This window comes from Acinetobacter kookii (assembly GCF_900096895.1).
Taxonomy (GTDB): Bacteria; Pseudomonadota; Gammaproteobacteria; order Pseudomonadales; family Moraxellaceae; genus Acinetobacter; species Acinetobacter kookii.
In genome coordinates this window covers 72020-88695 of sequence record NZ_FMYO01000003.1, presented here as the reverse complement: position 1 = coordinate 88695, position 16676 = coordinate 72020, and the positions used below count along the sequence as shown (strand labels likewise).

The 16676-nt window shown below is 38.5% G+C and carries 17 protein-coding genes and 1 pseudogene; 7 read left to right on the top strand and 11 right to left on the bottom strand.

Annotated elements, in window-relative coordinates:
• Positions 1 to 510 precede the first annotated feature (510 nt).
• Complete coding sequence (gene metK, locus BLP85_RS06570) at positions 511 to 1677, top strand: methionine adenosyltransferase (protein WP_092819326.1); 1167 nt, start codon at positions 511 to 513, stop codon at positions 1675 to 1677.
• Positions 1678 to 1792: 115 nt separating this feature from the next.
• On the top strand, positions 1793 to 2104 hold the full coding sequence (locus BLP85_RS06565) for a monooxygenase (protein WP_092819325.1): 312 nt from the start codon (positions 1793 to 1795) through the stop codon (positions 2102 to 2104).
• A gap of 68 nt (positions 2105 to 2172) precedes the next feature.
• On the opposite strand, the gene BLP85_RS06560 is transcribed toward BLP85_RS06565, so the two are convergent.
• Positions 2173 to 2406, bottom strand: coding sequence for a hypothetical protein (locus BLP85_RS06560; protein WP_092819324.1), 234 nt, complete (start codon positions 2404 to 2406; stop codon positions 2173 to 2175).
• A gap of 315 nt (positions 2407 to 2721) precedes the next feature.
• On the opposite strand from BLP85_RS06560, the gene BLP85_RS06555 reads away from it, so the two are divergent.
• The gene (locus BLP85_RS06555; RefSeq protein WP_092819323.1) at positions 2722 to 2910 is read left to right on the top strand and encodes a hypothetical protein; all 189 of its coding nucleotides are present in this window, start codon (positions 2722 to 2724) and stop codon (positions 2908 to 2910) included.
• Here the strand turns inward: BLP85_RS06555 and BLP85_RS06550 are convergent.
• Together BLP85_RS06550 and BLP85_RS06545 are read right to left on the bottom strand one after the other, a co-directional pair.
• The gene (locus tag BLP85_RS06550; protein ID WP_092819322.1) at positions 2907 to 3548 is read right to left on the bottom strand and encodes a LysE family transporter; all 642 of its coding nucleotides are present in this window, start codon (positions 3546 to 3548) and stop codon (positions 2907 to 2909) included. The genes BLP85_RS06555 and BLP85_RS06550 overlap by 4 nt on opposite strands.
• 145 nt (positions 3549 to 3693) lie before the next feature.
• Positions 3694 to 4269 carry an FxsA family protein gene (locus tag BLP85_RS06545; RefSeq protein ID WP_092819321.1) on the bottom strand — a complete coding sequence of 192 codons (576 nt, stop codon included), beginning with the start codon at positions 4267 to 4269 and terminating at the stop codon, positions 3694 to 3696.
• A 122-nt stretch (positions 4270 to 4391) separates the two neighbouring features.
• Between BLP85_RS06545 and ruvC the strand changes: the two genes are divergently transcribed.
• A complete protein-coding gene (gene ruvC, locus BLP85_RS06540; protein WP_092819320.1) occupies positions 4392 to 4937 on the top strand; it encodes a crossover junction endodeoxyribonuclease RuvC in 546 nt (181 codons plus the stop codon).
• Between the two features lie 6 nt (positions 4938 to 4943).
• Here ruvC and BLP85_RS06535 read toward each other — a convergent pair whose 3' ends face one another.
• From BLP85_RS06535 to BLP85_RS06525, 3 genes are read right to left on the bottom strand one after another with little or no spacing between them, the layout of a single operon-like run.
• Positions 4944 to 5273, bottom strand: coding sequence for a hypothetical protein (locus BLP85_RS06535; RefSeq protein WP_092819319.1), 330 nt, complete (start codon positions 5271 to 5273; stop codon positions 4944 to 4946).
• A gap of 17 nt (positions 5274 to 5290) precedes the next feature.
• On the bottom strand, positions 5291 to 5587 hold the full coding sequence (locus BLP85_RS06530; RefSeq protein ID WP_092819318.1) for an acylphosphatase: 297 nt from the start codon (positions 5585 to 5587) through the stop codon (positions 5291 to 5293).
• Positions 5584 to 7071, bottom strand: coding sequence for an NAD(P)H-hydrate dehydratase (locus BLP85_RS06525; protein ID WP_092819317.1), 1488 nt, complete (start codon positions 7069 to 7071; stop codon positions 5584 to 5586). Before BLP85_RS06525 ends, BLP85_RS06530 begins: the two co-directional genes overlap by 4 nt.
• Before the next feature lie 23 nt (positions 7072 to 7094).
• Here BLP85_RS06525 and queG point away from each other — a divergent pair, with 23 nt between their 5' ends.
• On the top strand, positions 7095 to 8207 hold the full coding sequence (queG, locus tag BLP85_RS06520; protein WP_092819316.1) for a tRNA epoxyqueuosine(34) reductase QueG: 1113 nt from the start codon (positions 7095 to 7097) through the stop codon (positions 8205 to 8207).
• Between the two features lie 285 nt (positions 8208 to 8492).
• Entirely contained in the window at positions 8493 to 9482 is a 990-nt protein-coding gene (bioB, locus tag BLP85_RS06515; protein ID WP_092819500.1) for a biotin synthase BioB, read from the top strand.
• Between the two features lie 53 nt (positions 9483 to 9535).
• Here bioB and BLP85_RS06510 read toward each other — a convergent pair whose 3' ends face one another.
• Together BLP85_RS06510 and BLP85_RS06505 are read right to left on the bottom strand one after the other, a co-directional pair.
• Positions 9536 to 9748 (bottom strand): hypothetical protein, encoded by a 213-nt coding sequence (locus BLP85_RS06510; RefSeq protein ID WP_092819315.1) that lies wholly within the window; start codon positions 9746 to 9748, stop codon positions 9536 to 9538.
• Between the two features lie 669 nt (positions 9749 to 10417).
• A complete protein-coding gene (locus tag BLP85_RS06505; protein ID WP_092819314.1) occupies positions 10418 to 10618 on the bottom strand; it encodes a hypothetical protein in 201 nt (66 codons plus the stop codon).
• Between the two features lie 241 nt (positions 10619 to 10859).
• On the opposite strand from BLP85_RS06505, the pseudogene BLP85_RS06500 reads away from it, so the two are divergent.
• Positions 10860 to 11208, top strand: a pseudogene (locus BLP85_RS06500) (IS5/IS1182 family transposase); the annotation flags it as partial.
• Positions 11209 to 11509: 301 nt separating this feature from the next.
• On the opposite strand, the gene BLP85_RS06495 reads toward BLP85_RS06500, so the two are convergent.
• The 3 genes from BLP85_RS06495 to BLP85_RS06485 form a co-directional block, all read right to left on the bottom strand.
• Positions 11510 to 12196: a metallophosphoesterase gene (locus BLP85_RS06495; RefSeq protein WP_092819313.1), complete on the bottom strand. Its 687-nt coding sequence runs from the start codon at positions 12194 to 12196 to the stop codon at positions 11510 to 11512.
• 177 nt (positions 12197 to 12373) lie between these two features.
• Positions 12374 to 14704 (bottom strand): DUF262 domain-containing protein, encoded by a 2331-nt coding sequence (locus tag BLP85_RS06490; protein WP_171259670.1) that lies wholly within the window; start codon positions 14702 to 14704, stop codon positions 12374 to 12376.
• A gap of 1 nt (position 14705) precedes the next feature.
• Complete coding sequence (locus BLP85_RS06485; protein ID WP_228143260.1) at positions 14706 to 16664, bottom strand: DUF262 domain-containing protein; 1959 nt, start codon at positions 16662 to 16664, stop codon at positions 14706 to 14708.
• Between the last annotated feature and the right edge of the window lie 12 nt (positions 16665 to 16676).

The window sequence follows — 16676 nt, the reverse complement described above, 5'->3', positions numbered from 1 at the left end:
AGAATCAAAGCAGCTCAATTTTAGTTTCGCGAGAATGATGAATAAATGTGCAAAACCCAAAAAACTGAATTAAATTCAGCTCAAATAAAACTAACTGAAAAATTTAACCCCTGTTCATGGTTACTTTTTACTGGATGGCTTTTATTCAACCCCTTCCCAGCAAGCTGGGTCAAGTCTAAATTCCCACCAAGGAAATAAATATAAGCAGCTAATATTTATCATCTTTTTAAACCATAAAATCCTTTTATTATTCTCCATGAGAGTTTTTCAATTCAAAACAGTCCCACGTTTGAATTCCTGGGTAAATATTTGCTTAACAAAATTCATGAAGGGTAAATGTCAATTTTCAAACTCAATTTTACTGGCTTATCAGTTTTTTAGATGCCCATATCAATTAAAAAGTCATTGAATTGAAATAAATTCATCCATTTTTATCGTCTAGAACTGGCCCAAAAGACCAACTCGATGTAACATATTGCGTCTTTTGAATTATTAACTGTGATAGGACTTATGCGCGAGTACGCTGTATTTACCTCGGAATCTGTAAGCGAAGGCCATCCGGATAAAATGGCTGACCAAATCAGTGACGCTATTTTGGATGCAATCTTAAAAGAAGACCCATATGCACGGGTTGCTTGTGAAACGCTTGTAAAAACGGGTGCGGTAGTACTTGCCGGTGAAATCACAACAACGGCAAATGTTGACTTCGAAGCGATTGTACGTCAAACCGTAAATGGCATTGGTTACCACCATTCTGACCTCGGTTTTGATGGTTCAACCTGTGCGGTAATCAACATGATTGGTAAGCAGTCTCCTGAAATTGCTCAGGGTGTAGACCGCCAAAAACCTGAAGATCAGGGTGCCGGTGACCAGGGCTTGATGTTCGGTTATGCCAGCCGTGAAACTGACGTTTTAATGCCAGCTCCAATTTCATATGCACACCGCTTGATGGAAAAACAGGCTGAGTTACGTCGCAATGGTTCTCTACCATGGTTACGTCCGGATGCGAAAAGTCAGGTGACTTTTGCCTATGAAAATGGCCTGCCGGTTCGTCTGGATGCCGTGGTACTTTCTACCCAACATGATCCTGAAATTTCACAAGCCAATCTTAAAGAAGCTGTGATTGAAGAAATCGTGAAAAAAATCATTCCTGCAGAAATGTTCCATGCAGACACCAAATTCCACATCAACCCGACCGGGATGTTTGTGATTGGCGGTCCTGTGGGTGACTGTGGTTTAACTGGCCGTAAAATCATTGTCGATACTTACGGCGGTATGGCTCGTCACGGCGGCGGTGCGTTCTCTGGTAAAGATCCATCAAAAGTTGACCGTTCAGCAGCTTATGCCGGCCGTTATGTAGCGAAAAATATTGTGGCAGCGGGCCTTGCAGATAAATGTGAAATTCAGGTGTCTTATGCAATTGGTGTTGCTGAGCCAACTTCTATTTCAATCAATACATTTAATACTGCAAAAGTGCCTGAAGAATTCATTATTCAATTGGTTCGTGAGCACTTTGACTTACGCCCATATGGCATCACCCGCATGTTGAACCTGATTCAACCGATGTACAAGCAAACTGCAGCTTATGGTCACTTTGGCCGTCAAGGTTCAGACACTGCATTTACCTGGGAAAAAACTGATAAAGTCGAAGCGCTTAAAGCTTCTGCCGGACTGTAATTTTTCCATCAAAAAGCCCACATTTTTGTGGGTTTTTTTATTTCTGCTTTAAAATAATATACAAAAGCTTAAAATGTTATGATCAATCATCTTTTTATGGCACAGGATAAAAAAAATGGCCGTTATTCTTCAAGTTGACTTCCCTTCTCAAGGTCCATTTGGAGCGGAAATGAGTCAAGCCTATCAGCAACTTGCCGAAAGCATTAATCAGGAAGATGGCCTGCTATGGAAAATATGGACAGAAAATAGTGCCTATCAGGAAGCAGGCGGCATCTATTTATTTGACAGCCAAGCCAATGCAGAAAAATACTTACACATGCACACTGCACGTCTGCAAAGTTTTGGCATCGATCATATTCGTGGAAAAATTTTTGAAGTGAACCAAGCTCTATCTGCCATCAATCAGGCAGACTTTTTAAATATCTAAAAACTGATCCCCACAAAATCCTGATCATCAACAATCAGGATTTTTTCAATCCTTCAAACCGAAGTCTATTATTGTCTGGCACTAATCACTTCGAGTACCGAGGGTTGCACCGGAACGTCTTGATGATCCTGTAAATAAACATGGACAATCTTAAAGAGAATCACGGCTGCCAGGCAGGTTAAAATACAAAAAATCCAGAAACCGTAAGGACTTTTAATATTGTGTGAACCGCAATTTGTGCATTCTTTTTCGGTTGATTCCACAACCTTGTTACAACAGGCACAATGATATTGATATAACATAGGTATGCTCCTATCACTTTCTACTGTTTTTGTTTTTATTTTTCCACTCTTGGCACTGATGGACTGGAGTCTCAATAAAATATTAAGCCAGTCTTTTGGGGAATACAAGCCTATTGAGTCACCTGTAAAGTTCCCTAAGCAAAAACATCATTAAAACCATAATAACTTATTAATTTTTATATAAAATTTTAAAACCTCAAAATAAAGAGTGATGATTTATCATACGCATACATCACCTTTTAATCTTGATATTTTTATCTCCACATGCTGGCTCATATTTTTAGTAAAATAGCGGTAAATGACTAGGAGGATAGTATGGTTCAACTGATTAAAAAAGGCGGCTTACGCGAACGTGCCAACCGTAGTCGTAGTTATAAAGGTTCAGAAAATACAGAAACAACCTTAAAACCTAACCGTTATGTACAGCCACAAAAAAATGAGCAAGTCATATCCTCTGCTCCCTCATCTATTCCTGCGACTGAAGATATCAGTACAGAGCATTAAAGCATGGTCAATGCGTCATACCACAACCAGATGGCAAAAATCAGGAATAATCCGCCCGAGATTACATCAATATAACTGCCCGAACGCTGATAGGCCCTTTTAATTTTTGGCATGGATAAAATCAGCATGAGCAGAGCAAAGACCAAAAAGGTTTGTAGGGGAATAATGATGGCCAGCTGTGTTTTTAAATGATTTGAAGCGGAAGAACTTAAGGCCAGAGAAAAGACACTACTAAAATAAATCAGCGTTTTGGGATTGGAGAGATTGGTCCATAATCCCGATAAAAAATAATTTTGGGTATCTGCTGTCGCAACCTGTTGACCATCCGTCTCTACGCCGGTGTGCTGTTTAAGGGTTTTTAAACCGCCATTCAACATGGCCCAGCCCATCCGCGCTAAAAACAGCCCACCAACCAGCATCAAAATCTGTTGTATCCAGGGAAATTGTTCAACCAGTACAGTGAAACCCAGCAAGGTCAGCACCACCCAAACCAGAATACCCACAGAAATACCCAGAATAATCTTTAATGTATTCGCTCTTGAGGTCGATGCCGAACTTCTGGCAATCAATAGAACATCCGGTCCCGGGCTAAGCTGTGCAACAAAATGCAGTGCACAAATGGTCAAAAGCAGTGACATAGAAAGAGAGGAGATTTTTTAAAAACCGTATTATATCGCCTGTTCAATTTTTTGCATGATTGCAGCTTTAAATAATTTAGATAAAAATCCAGAACATAAAAAAGCCGAATTCTCATGATTCGGCTTAAAAATATCATTTAAAAAATTATTTTTTCACATCTTTCATTTCAATTTTTTTCGCTTCGGGTGTCACTTCACGCGCTTCACCATCAATAATGCTGGAATCGCGACGCTGTGAACCGCCCTGTTGCATGTCTTGCATTTGACGCATTAAATCGGCAAATGGATTCTGACCCTGAGCATCACCACCCATGCCATTCATATTACCCATCATGCCACCCATCATTTTATCCATCATGGCTTGCTGACGTTTGGCCATGGTTTTCATCATGACATTTTTAAATGTATTCTGAACGCCCGGAATCAAAATCAGTAATGCCAAAACATCGGTTATTAAACCTGGAATCAGCAGGAAAAAACCGGCCAGAATTTTAGGCAGATTATTGGTCAATGCAGGGTCGCCACTCATTTGCCCCATCTGCATCTGCTGCATTTGCGGCATTAAACCCGCTGAATATTTACGAATCAGGTTCATACCGATAAAAAAGGCTGCAACAAACCAGAAAAACACGTACCACATGCTGCCGACGAGGTCGCCCACGCCAATCCAGACAAAGACTTCCAGGATTAAGCCAACCAGTACAATAAGAAATAATTTCATGAAAATTAATCTAATCTCAACAAAATGAATAAGGTGTAGTCATTTACGGCTTAATCACCATCAAGCTTTTTTGCTACGCTTATGTAACAATATGGGCATTATTTTATTTTTAAAGGCTTTGCATGTCATTAATTATCGGTATTGACCCCGGTTCACGTTTAACAGGTTATGGCATCATCGAAAAAGATGGGCAGAAACTGACTTTTGTAGATGCAGGAACCATTCGTACCGAAACTCCGGAAATGCCTGAGCGTTTAAAACGGATTTTTGCAGGTGTGGAACGGATTGTTAAATTTCATGGCCCTACTGAAGCCGCAGTCGAACAGGTGTTTATGGCACAAAACCCGGACTCTGCTTTAAAACTCGGTCAGGCCCGTGGTGCAGCCATTGCGGCTTTGGTCAATCTGGATTTGCAGGTTGCTGAATATACGGCCCGCCAAATCAAGCAATCGGTCGTGGGTTATGGGGCAGCGGATAAAGAACAGGTACAGATGATGGTGATGCGGATTTTAAATTTAAGCATTAAACCACAGCAGGATGCTGCCGATGCACTGGCCGCAGCCATTTGCCATGCACATGCGTCAGGCAGCATGAGTAAAATGGCGGTACTGAATGCCTTAGGGGGCATGGCCCGTGGTCGTAGCCGATATAGTGTTCGCAGACGCTAAGTCAATTCATGAAAGATATGGCGCAAAATCCTGACGCATTTCCCGAACTGAGGGTTCCTTGCTATAGGTAAAAGTGATTCTCCGCCCAAAGTTCCTGACGTTCTTTTTCTGGCTCGGATCAATTCGAATCAACACCAGCTCATCCAGTTCGTTACGATGGTTAATTTCACAAATCATAATGGTCTGATTCTTTTCAATGACCTTATATTTATTGAATTCTTTTTGCACAATGTCTTTAAATGACCTGCTCGCTGAACTCATATCAGCGCGCTGCGTATAAATAACGATGAATATGCATAAGATCACGACTATAGCCACCACCAGATATTTATCCATCTTTCCCTCTTAGATCATTATTCTGATTGCGTTTTCATTGAATACAATATTTTAAAATCTTTCAGATTCGAATCTGGCTGAACTGGTGTTTGAATAATATGGGAAACTTCTGCCCGATAAGGCCCTGCCCAACTTCGCTGCACAAGTTTCTGAATAGTCAGTTCATCACAGACAAGCATGGCCTCCACTTCACCCGTGGGCAAATTTTTCACATAACCTTTCAGTTCTAATTCCCGGGCCTGCTGTTCAAACCAGCGACGATAACCGACACCTTGAACCTTGCCCTGAATAATGAGTTTGATCGCCTGATTCATTTGTGACTTCCCTGATTCACCACATGATAAATTGCTGCGTTCATATGATGGGCCTGCAAACCGCGCATGCCTTGCTCTGCCAGCCAGTCTCCCGCCAAGGCATGCAAGCTTACAATTTCATGCAGCTGGATTTTCCCGGCAAACTGGGCTTTTAAACTGGCAGTCATACCGGCCAATACATCCCCCATACCACCAGTTCCCATACCCGCATTACCGGCGGTACAAATCCACAGCTGATCTTGCAGAATCAGACTGCCTGAACCTTTCAGTACCCATTGTCCGGCATATTTTTCCTGAAGTTGATGAATGGCGGCTATCCGGTCGCTTTCAACTTCTTTGACCGAGCAAGCTAACAATTTTGCTGCTTCACCCGGATGTGGTGTGGCATAAGTATCCGATTTTAATGCTTCTGGATGCTCGGCTAGAAACCACAGTGCATCTGCATCCAGCACGACCTGTAAATGATCGGCGGCATTGATTTTAGGGAACCATTTAAAATATTGCTGTTCCGACCAGCTGTCACGGCCAAGTCCCATCCCGAAACTCACCGCATCAACATGTTCTAAAAGCTGCTGAATCTCGGCTTTGGTCAAGGCATTGATATCACGCAGCATGATATTCGGTGCACGGGCCAAAATCGCGGTGTGATGTTTTTCATGGCAGACAATGGTGACTTTACCTGCACCCGCAGCAAAAGCCGATTCTGCCGCCATCATCACTGCGCCGCCCATATCTGCATGACCACCGACCACAAGCACATGACCATAACTACCTTTATGACCAAAAGCCTCACGCTGTGGCAAAGAAATAGACCTTGGCGAAAGCTGGGCAATGGGCTGTAATTCAGCATCGGCAGGAATGAGGGAAATCACCTCCACCTGTCCGGCAAACTCTTTGCCTTGACCGGTAAAAAGTCCTGCCTTTAAGCCTAGCGCGGTATAGGTATAATCTGCCTTAATGGCACAAGGTAAAGGCTGACCGCTATTGGCGTGTAAGCCGCTTGGAATATCAATGGCGATTTTCAGGCCTGTTTGAACATTAATTCCTTGAATGATCTGCTGCCAGTCTGCACCCAGCTCACGGTTTAAACCAATGCCAAACAGCGCATCAATATAAGCGTCATATTTTTTTTGAAATATAAACCCTGCACAGATGCAGATTTCAGCATCTACTGCCTCCTGACAGGCAGTGTGCAAATCTTTGGATGCACCCAATTCAGCTGCGTAAATCTCGACATCAAAACCGTATTGTTTTAGATATTTAGCCGTGAGATATCCATCTCCGGCATTATTGCCCTGCCCACAGCAAACTGCGATATTTTGTATATTCTGTTGCTGAAAAACAGGAACTAAGCGCTGTGCAATGCTCCAGGCCACTTGCTGCATGAGGCCATAAGAACTGTTTTGCCGGGCAAACCAGCGTTGCTCCCAAGCTTGAATACTTTGGCTATGATAAACAGGGCTATGGTAAACTTGCTGAGGCATTGTTCTTCCTTTTTTATATCATTATGGCTTCTTCCACAGCATCACAAAAAATTCCTTTAGATCAAACCGATCCTGAAGCGCTGAAGGCGTGGATTAAAGCCCAGGCATTGCAATTAGGCTTTAGTGATTGTGTCATTGCCAAACCGGATGCTCAAGAAGAATTGCCACGTTTTCAGGAATATTTGAAACGTGGCTATCACGGCGACATGAAATTTCTGCAAGAAAATCTAGAAAAACGTGCCGACCCGACTTTGCTGCTTCCGGGGACCAAAAGCATCATCTGTGTCCGGATGAACTACTTGGTGGAAACACCTAAACCGCGTTATGTACCGGATGAACCGAATGCCGCCATCATTGCGCGTTATGCCCGTGGCCGTGATTACCACAAAACCATGCGCGGTCGCTTAAAGACTCTCGCCACGAAAATCCGGGAAAAGGTGGGAGATTTTGAATCCCGTCCCTTTGCTGATTCTGCGCCAATCTTTGAAAAATCTTTGGCTGAAAATGCCGGCATGGGCTGGACCGGGAAACACACCCTGCTCATTCATAAAAAATCAGGTTCTTTCTTTGTCCTGGGCGAGCTATTTACCTCGCTGGATTTGCCCTTTGATGGTCCAAGCAGCAAGCACTGCGGCTCGTGTACAGCGTGTATTGATATTTGCCCAACCCAGGCCATTGTTGAGCCCTACATGCTGGATGCACGTAAATGTATTGCCTATCTGACCATTGAATATCAAGGCATCATTCCTGAAGAATTGCGCCGTGGGATTGGCAACCGTGTATTCGGCTGTGATGATTGCCAGCTGATTTGTCCCTGGAACAGTTTTGCCAAGAAAGCCACAATTGAAGATTTTAATCCGCGACATGGTCTGGATCAGGTGAGTTTACTGGACTTATGGCATTGGGATGAACAGACTTTTTTAGCCCATACCGAAGGTAGTCCACTACGACGTACCGGTTACCAAAGCTTTATGCGTAATATTGCGATTGGTTTGGGCAATGCGCCTTTTTCCCGTGAAATTATGGAAACTTTAAAGCAAACTCGCGACCAGCATGATGAGATTGTGCAAGTCCATATTGATTGGGCAATTCAAGAACAGCGGGCCAAATCCAGTTCAATAATGAACCGGAATTAACAGCTGTCATTCCAGTTTTTTAATTTCAAGATACTGACAAAGTTTTGCCCTAATAAAAAACATAAACTCCAGATCAGGACAAACTTGTAAAAACAATAAAAAAACTTTGCAGTGATATTTACATTAAATCGGTTCAGTTTGCTACTAAATATAAAATCTTACAATAAGCATAAATTTTAAAAACCCATCGTGAGATACTCTTATTTTTGGTCGTTTATGCCTTTGGATTTGCCATAAATTATGTATGATAAAAGCAATAATGAAGATGATTATGGAATTTCACTAATGAATGTACGTAATGACTGGACACGAGAAGAAATTCAGGATTTATATAACCGGCCTTTTTTAGATCTGGTTTTTGAAGCACAGCGCATTCATCGTGAACATTTTGCTGCAAATACCATTCAGGTCAGCACCCTGCTTTCAATCAAAACAGGTAAATGTCCGGAAGACTGTAAGTATTGTTCACAATCTGCACATTACGATTCAAAACTGGAAGCCGAAAAACGTATAGCCGTGGACAAAGTAATTCAGGAAGCCAAAGAAGCGCTTGCTTCTGGCTCATCACGTTTCTGCATGGGAGCCGCGTGGCGTAATCCGCATGAACGCGATATGCCCTATGTGCTGGAAATGGTAAGAGAAGTCAAGTCACTGGGTCTGGAAACCTGCATGACTTTAGGCATGCTTAATCAGTCGCAAGCAGAACGTTTAAAAGATGCCGGTCTCGATTACTACAACCACAATCTGGATACCTCACGCGAATACTATTCCAATGTGATCAGTACCCGTACCTTTGATGACCGTTTAAATACACTGGACTTTGTCCGTCAGGCCGGCATGAAAGTCTGTAGTGGCGGTATTGTCGGCTTGGGTGAAAGCAGTCAGGACCGTATTGGTTTGTTACATGAGTTAGCCACATTAGCGATTCACCCTGAATCGGTACCCATCAATATGTTGGTGCCTATTGAAGGTACGCCACTGGCTGATGTGGAAAAACTGGATGTCACTGAATGGATTCGTACCATTGCAGTTGCCCGCATTATTATGCCGAAGAGCTATATCCGCCTGTCTGCGGGTCGTGAATCCTTATCTGATTCTGATCAGGCACTGGCTTTTATGGCGGGTGCCAACTCGCTTTTCTCTGGTGAAAAACTTTTGACCACCCCGAATGCCGGTGAAGGCAAGGACAGACAGTTATTTAGCAAGTTAGGTTTAATCGCAGAAAAAGCCAAGCCAACAGTCAAAGAACTCTCCGTCGATGCCATGGCCAGTTAAACTGAGCGAATTCTAAAAAAAGCCCACTTGGGCTTTTTTTATTTACTTTTTATTTAACTAGAAGTAAGCAAAAGGCCATACCGTGCATTTAAATAATTTCCCCGACGGATAACGTCTGCCCCATTGGCATGGTAAACCACCAACTCCTGAGTAAAAGTGTCATAACTGAACGAATCAAAACAGTCCTGATGATGACTTAACCAGACCAAAGTGTCTGCCAATTGATCAGTGACAATGTATGTATCTGCGGTAAAATCAATGCTCATGACTACAATTTCAAATAGCTTTAAATTGGTAGTTTAATCTTTTTTTCAATTTTTTCTAAGCATTAAAAAGTGAGCCTGAAGCTCACTTTTTAATGATCCCCATAGTTTCATTTAAAGCGGTTTATTCACTCCACACTTTCTGCATTCCTTATGATGTTCCTCGATCTCTTCCATGTGTTCATACTCATACACATGTAAGCAAAATAATTTCATAAGTAATTGAAGCATCTTCCCAACTCCCTTCTGATTGTTTTTAAAATTTAAATTTTTAAAAAATACATTTCATCCCGAAATATCAATGTGATTAAAAAAACATCATATTTATTTATTACCATATTTTTATGAAAATTCAAGTAACTTAACTTATAATTTTTCAAGAAAATTACACAATAAACGTTACCTTAATGACTTAAAAAAGTAAGGCTGTTTTTAAAAGTATGTGGCTATTTATGTTCAACGTCATTCACTTAAGATACATCCAGAGTCGGTATCATGACCGGCTGTACAAAAAGAGAAGCTCTACACTGTTAGACATAACCCTATTAAAAAATAGTTTTCCGAGAAAGCCGCGGATTTATTTCTGCTTTTTTATTATTTTCAAGAGGGAGCTTATTTTGCTTCTATTTTGATAGGCAATAAAAAAGCCCAATACTGAATTAGGCTTATTCTTTACTCTTCAATTTCGATGGGATCTCCATCTTCAGGACGAATATGGCGCGTTCCATCATCTGCCGGATCAACACTTGAACCATCTTTAGTAATCGTGTTGTACATTTCATCCTCTTTCTTATCATTGATAAACTCTTCATCTTCAAGATCTAGAGGCTCATCATCGTCTTCGAAATCCAAGGGCTTTTCTTCATCTATCATGGCGATCCATCACTTATTTAACCAAGATGACTTCATGTTCAAACATTCGCCAACGTTATTCAATAGTGGCTTTGTTGCATAAACCCATGACCACAGATTTATTCAGGCCTATAATCTGGCCATGAGTAAACCAGCCCCTAAAATCTATCAAACAGGAAATTGGCCTTTTTACAATCAAGCCTGGATTAATCAAGGAAATATAACGATTTGGCTTGCTGCTAACCTACTCGATCATCCCCCCCCTGAAGATGAATATATTGATTCAGTCTATATCGATGGGATTTTGATACATAATAATGCCGTCAGACAGTTTCAAATCGACAAGTACATGCACCTGTTCCACCCAGGAAAAATGCTAAGCCCTGGAACAACTCAAGGACAAGTTCCTTTGGGTGAAATGAATTGCTAAAGACAATAAAGCGTTTAGGTCGGACAATATGAAAAAATGGTCGGGGTACCATCGTCTAAGTCTGATAGAAACCAAGATGCCTGTCCTGCGTCAAATTATCAGCGATACATTGTCAGCAAAATATTTTTCAAGTCAGGAAATCCATGCATGTGTGGCAGTACTTAATAAATTTATTGAATGAGGCAGACCGCATGCCCGAGTTGTATCTTAAATTTGAATGGTTTGGGAAAATTTCAGCTTTTGAATATTTGTGCCCCAAAGCTTATCTAAAAACAAAAACCCCTTACGATTAGTACACGTAAGGGGTTGTTTTATATGGTGGGCCCAGACGGACAACAACCCTCTCCTACCCTATTGTTTTTAATAAATAAATTATCTATGTTAAAATTTAGGATACAAAGCAGGATACACGTTTTAAATGTTGTTTTTTTGATCAATTAAACTTTTAACACTACTTTACTCCCCCACTCCAAAGCAAATTTTTATTGAACTTTTACAATACAAAGCTTATGAGTGAAAGATGATCCGACATCAATATAATGACAATTATCAATTTGAGTATGTTCTTTTACGATCGTATGACCTAAATAGATTTCATCGATATTTTCAACAATATCATATTGGTTTGAGTTATTACGTATTCTTCCCCTTCCCCATAAAGCGTTTATGTACGCTGATGTGATTCCTGAAATTTTATAATCGCCTTGCACAATATCTTCTTTAAAGCTGATCCAATCGTTAATATCAATATCAGCATGAACGATGCCGATTTTTTTACTTTCTAGTTGAACTTCTATGACTAAAGGTAATTCTTTAAAGTAATTGATAATTTCTAGCTGCTTTTGCTGAGGCAACTTATAAAACCATTCCCCACCATTCCTTTCATGCATGTCTTTCATTTTAGGATCATACTGCCCGCGAATACACATTTCTTCATGATTACCGCGTACAGTTAAAAACCATGTTTGATCCAGTAATGAAATACATTCTAAATTTTCATTACCTCTATAGATGAGATCACCTGTACAGATCAATAGATCATTTTCGAAATCAAAATTAATCTTTTGAAGTTCTTGCATTAAAAGTTTATAAGAGCCATGAAGATCTCCTACGATATACAATCGTATCTGAGGATTTAGTTCGAAATGTAGAATTAAGCGATTAGTCATCAACTAATCCTATTTAATTATCCTGTATATAAGATATATATCTAATGACAATCTATCCACAAACTTTGATTTAAAGGTGTTATTCAGTCATGTTTTTTCGAATATCCCTTATACATTTCCTGAGCAACACCTTTCTAATTAACACTTTTAAAGCTTTTCTATCTGTTTAACTTACTCTTATGCAACTTCCTCTACTTCTTGTACTTCAACCCAACTCATTAGTTCTTTTTCCAAATCTATAACTTTTGCATATTCCGGTCTCATCAATAACTCTGTATATTCAGATCCGTTCTCCTCATTAATTACTGAATCTTGCATCAGGAAGTCATTTTTAAATGAACCTGCTTCAAATTTTACTCTTAAAATAGGTAAATCCTTTGACTTTACAATTAATGAAGGATTTTCACTACTGGTAGCAACTTCGACATACTGTACTTTAGATTCGTCGAAACCTATTTTAAGCAGCTTTGAATATAGAACATATGTTCTTAGTTCAGCATGAGCACCATTCATTTGTCTTGAACTTAATAAATAAATTTCGTTTTCATTATGGAAACGTATCTGATATTTTTGACAATATGTAATAGTCTTAGGTTCTTTAATGAAATAGCTACGCCAGTCTTTAACCTGGCTAATATTATTTGAAATAATATTTTTTAAGCTTTCAAACTCACTACCTTCATTGATTTGATTTAGTAAAGTTTTAAGCATTTTACGTCTGTCTTTATCTTCAAATACTTTTCGCCAATTTTCATTTCTTTGTCGAACAGTATTAAAAACTTGTCGCCCAAAACTCCAGTTAGATCCATCTTTTACTAAATAATCTCCGATGCTTAATAAGCTTCTATGGAAAATATAATCTTCATCTTTAAGGAATTTATCAGTAAAAATTTTACTGGAGATTTCTGCATACTTCGTGAATATATCCATAGAAACATTTTGATTCCCCTCATCTTTGGCATAATCAATTAAAAAACTGATTTGCCCATAGAAGTAGTCATGTTTTTCATACTTTCTAAATAGTGATTTCCATGCTGCATTATGATGTATTAATTCTGCTTTTTCTATTTCATGCTCAATATGCTGTTTATCAAATGCCGTAGTAAGTTTTTTAAATATTTCACTCGTCTCAGTCAATGAACGGATTTTGTCTAAAATATTGTTTTCAGAAATTTCAACTGCTAAATGATTGATTGCATCCAAAACACTAATTAAATCTTTTTCAGCATTAAAATAGTTTTTGGCATTATTAACTAATCTCTTTGTAACATTAAACCAATCATCGAATTGGCTTTCATTATTAATGTATGCATTATAAAAATAGAGAATTGCAAATTGTGCCTGGGCTTCATAAGAACTATCTTTAGAGTTAAAAATATTCAGTAAAATATCCTGAATATTTTCTTCACCACTATAGTTTTTTAGAAACTCAAAAAACCTATAAATATTTTGCATAATTTGTACTTGTGAATTCGCATTGCCCAATAGCACTTCATATTCATCTGTTGTAATAATGAGGTTTTTTCTTAAACGACTAACCAAACTTTTTTCATCTTTATCATATGTACTCTCTGTTTTTGCATTTTTAAATGTTGCTAATACATAACTATGACACAATAAGCAGGACTTAAAGAGCTGCATATACATCTCATCAAAGTTAAGATTGTGAGGCTTGTTAGTATCCTTTGATTTACTTGAAAACTGTTTCAAGGTCCACAAATAATCCGTCCATTCGCGATCTATTTGATTAAAGAAATCTTTCCTAGTCTCATTATCTATAGATTTTTCTAAATACCCCTGTAACCAAGCTTTGAAATTCTCAAATTCAGTAAGCTGAACTCCCCTAGCGTTCATCTTAATGTAAAGCTCCTCACTCAGGGCAAAGTCATTCATTGGCAATAGATAAAAACAAAGTACTTTGTCTATTGTCAGAGCTTTCCATAATTCAATTGCAGTTATTTTTGAGTAATTTACTAATGCTTGAAACTGACTATGAATTTCATCCAATACCGTCAACATCGATATAACTGTAGGGTCTTTTTTCCAGATAGCTAAATACCAAGCCTCATTTTCGATCATTGAAGATAACTTATTATCTTCGGCCACCTGTTTTATCTGTATTTCATGACCATGCTGAATGAGTTCAGAAATAAACATTCTTGAACTAACTCGAGTTTGATAGGTAAATTGACTTAGATTTTTTTTAATTTCAATTTTTTGAAGCTTTTCTTCAGTTCTATTTGCCAGATACCAATGTAACAGGAATAAAGTCGTCAATCGCTGCTGACCATCCAACAATTCCAATTCATCCTGATGTAAAGCACCGTATATGAAGTCCAATTCTAATGGGACTGAGGAAACAAGATGATCAAATAGGTTTTTAATAAAGCCTTTTCTAATCTGTTCAATCTGACGATCATCTTTTCGACCTTGAGCATAGTCTCGCTGAATAATAGGAATAATGACTTTATATTGCTGTAAAGTATTCCATAATGTATATGTTGCCATGCTATTCTCCCCCCATTCCAATATGGTTAAGTTGAATACCATATTTATTAAAACAATTTATTAATGCTTTTTTATACGCATCCCTATCAGCAATACCCCATTTCAGCATTTGGTTTACATTTGGACTAAAGTACTTTGAAAACACTTGTTGAGATGCCAAAGGTATAAAACTAGTTTTCAAATCAGTTTTAGTATTCTCGTGTTCCCATTTTTGTTCACTACTAATAATGTCTTGCCGTTTAATAAAAAATGGAGCATTTCCGATCGAACGATTAATTTCATCAGGTAGAAGACATAAGTTATCAAGTGTATGAACATTTTCAGATGTATCACCTACAACGGCGTATAATTCTTTCAAATATTCAGTTTGCAAGATATCAGACTCATCCTTATTCGCTGCTCTATATCTATCCAATGCTGTTCTTAAACGGGCTTGATCTTCGCTAGGTACATTGTCAATAATTTTATTTTGGTCTTCAAACCAACTTTTTAACTTATCCTCTTGTGAGAGTTCTGGGCTTTGCTGGGCATGAATATGCTCAATATCCCATTTACATGCATAATATTGTTTAAATGGAAACCGTGTTCTTTGCTGCTCATGGCGATAAATATTAAACAATGTTAATAATGAGATCAGTTTTGGCCGAGCATTACTACGTTCATAATCAATAGCCTCAAAAGCCAAAATTTCCTTATCTTCTTTTTTTTGCTTAAAAATAGTTTTAAGTTCTTCTCCAATAAAACCAATCAATATATGCTTAAAATTATCACGTTTAGTTTCCTTAGCCGCTTCCCAAAGGTCCTGTATCTTCTTATATTTCTGCCCGATTAAATAACCGATTAAATGATAAAGCCGATCATCTTGATACCACTCATTTAAGCGTTGAAAACCAGTCAGTACATCTTGCCAAATTAACTCAAGGGTTTCTTTAAGTTGTTCTTTGGAATTGACATCGCTTTTAAACTGGTTTGCATAATGAAGGAAAGTTTGATGATCTTGTTCAATGGCTGAATGTTCTAACTTAGATTTTTGTGCAATCAAATCAAAGATCAATTCAATACGAGTATATTTATTCGTGTCTTTGTGTGGGCTTAGAAAGGCCCAAAAATCATTATCCTGTAATGATTGCTCAATTAAATCCCACTGATTCGCCATTTCCATCTGTTTTTGAATAGCAATTTCTGGGATTTCATAAGCCTTAACTACATTTTGTAAAAACAAAGCTTTGAGTAATTCAGCATCTGTTAAAGGAATCTTACCTTGATTCAGGCGAGTAAAGATTTCTATAGATTGTTTTCTGAAATCTTCATTTTCATTATTACGAACTGCATACCAAATCACTTTAGTATTCTTTAAAAGCTTTGATTTCCAATCTTCACGGCTAAACCCAGCCTCTTCCTCTTTTTTCAAAAACCATTCCTGGATGGCCTTGTAAGCTTCAAAAAAATAATGACTATCAATTGTACTTAAGGGAATCTCACTAGCATTTTCAGGCAAATTAGATAATTGATTTAAAAACTCTATGCTTTCTTTCCGGGTTTCATATCTTAGATGGAAAAATTTTTCTTTATTCAGGTAACTTAAAATAATAAAAATTGTGGTCATACGTTGTTGACCATCAATTAGTTCCCAATAGTATTGGGCATCATCTTGTAATTTTGTTCGCTTAACTACGACAGGTTGTAAACAATAAAAATCTGAAGATTTTTCAATCTTAAACTCATCAATATCATCCAACAATGCTTTGACCTGTTGGGGCTTCCATTTGTAGCCACGCTGATAACTGTCTACAAAAAAGTGTTTATTTCTTAACTCCTCAATTCTCTTAAGCTCAAGAGAATTTTCTCTTTGCTCTAAATCATTAATTAGATGATTTAAAGATCTTTCAGCAACTTCAAATAAATCAGGTTTTTGTCTTAAAATTTCTTGAACCTTTGATAGTAGTTTTTCAGCTTGCAAGATTTTCCCCTC

Excerpts from the sequence above, each read along its gene's own strand:
- ruvC (WP_092819320.1), top strand. The coding sequence starts at position 4,392 with ATGTCATTAATTATCGGTATTGACCCCGGTTCACGTTTAACAGGTTAT.
- BLP85_RS06510 (WP_092819315.1), bottom strand. The coding sequence starts at position 9,748 with ATGAGCATTGATTTTACCGCAGATACATACATTGTCACTGATCAATTG.
- BLP85_RS06535 (WP_092819319.1), bottom strand. The coding sequence starts at position 5,273 with ATGGATAAATATCTGGTGGTGGCTATAGTCGTGATCTTATGCATATTC.
- BLP85_RS06505 (WP_092819314.1), bottom strand. The coding sequence starts at position 10,618 with ATGATAGATGAAGAAAAGCCCTTGGATTTCGAAGACGATGATGAGCCT.
- metK (WP_092819326.1), top strand. The coding sequence starts at position 511 with ATGCGCGAGTACGCTGTATTTACCTCGGAATCTGTAAGCGAAGGCCAT.
- queG (WP_092819316.1), top strand. The coding sequence starts at position 7,095 with ATGGCTTCTTCCACAGCATCACAAAAAATTCCTTTAGATCAAACCGAT.
- BLP85_RS06545 (WP_092819321.1), bottom strand. The coding sequence starts at position 4,269 with ATGAAATTATTTCTTATTGTACTGGTTGGCTTAATCCTGGAAGTCTTT.
- BLP85_RS06495 (WP_092819313.1), bottom strand. The coding sequence starts at position 12,196 with ATGACTAATCGCTTAATTCTACATTTCGAACTAAATCCTCAGATACGA.
- BLP85_RS06565 (WP_092819325.1), top strand. The coding sequence starts at position 1,793 with ATGGCCGTTATTCTTCAAGTTGACTTCCCTTCTCAAGGTCCATTTGGA.
- BLP85_RS06490 (WP_171259670.1), bottom strand. The coding sequence starts at position 14,704 with ATGGCAACATATACATTATGGAATACTTTACAGCAATATAAAGTCATT.
- BLP85_RS06525 (WP_092819317.1), bottom strand. The coding sequence starts at position 7,071 with ATGCCTCAGCAAGTTTACCATAGCCCTGTTTATCATAGCCAAAGTATT.
- BLP85_RS06560 (WP_092819324.1), bottom strand. The coding sequence starts at position 2,406 with ATGTTATATCAATATCATTGTGCCTGTTGTAACAAGGTTGTGGAATCA.
- BLP85_RS06550 (WP_092819322.1), bottom strand. The coding sequence starts at position 3,548 with ATGTCACTGCTTTTGACCATTTGTGCACTGCATTTTGTTGCACAGCTT.
- BLP85_RS06555 (WP_092819323.1), top strand. The coding sequence starts at position 2,722 with ATGGTTCAACTGATTAAAAAAGGCGGCTTACGCGAACGTGCCAACCGT.
- BLP85_RS06530 (WP_092819318.1), bottom strand. The coding sequence starts at position 5,587 with ATGAATCAGGCGATCAAACTCATTATTCAGGGCAAGGTTCAAGGTGTC.
- bioB (WP_092819500.1), top strand. The coding sequence starts at position 8,493 with ATGAATGTACGTAATGACTGGACACGAGAAGAAATTCAGGATTTATAT.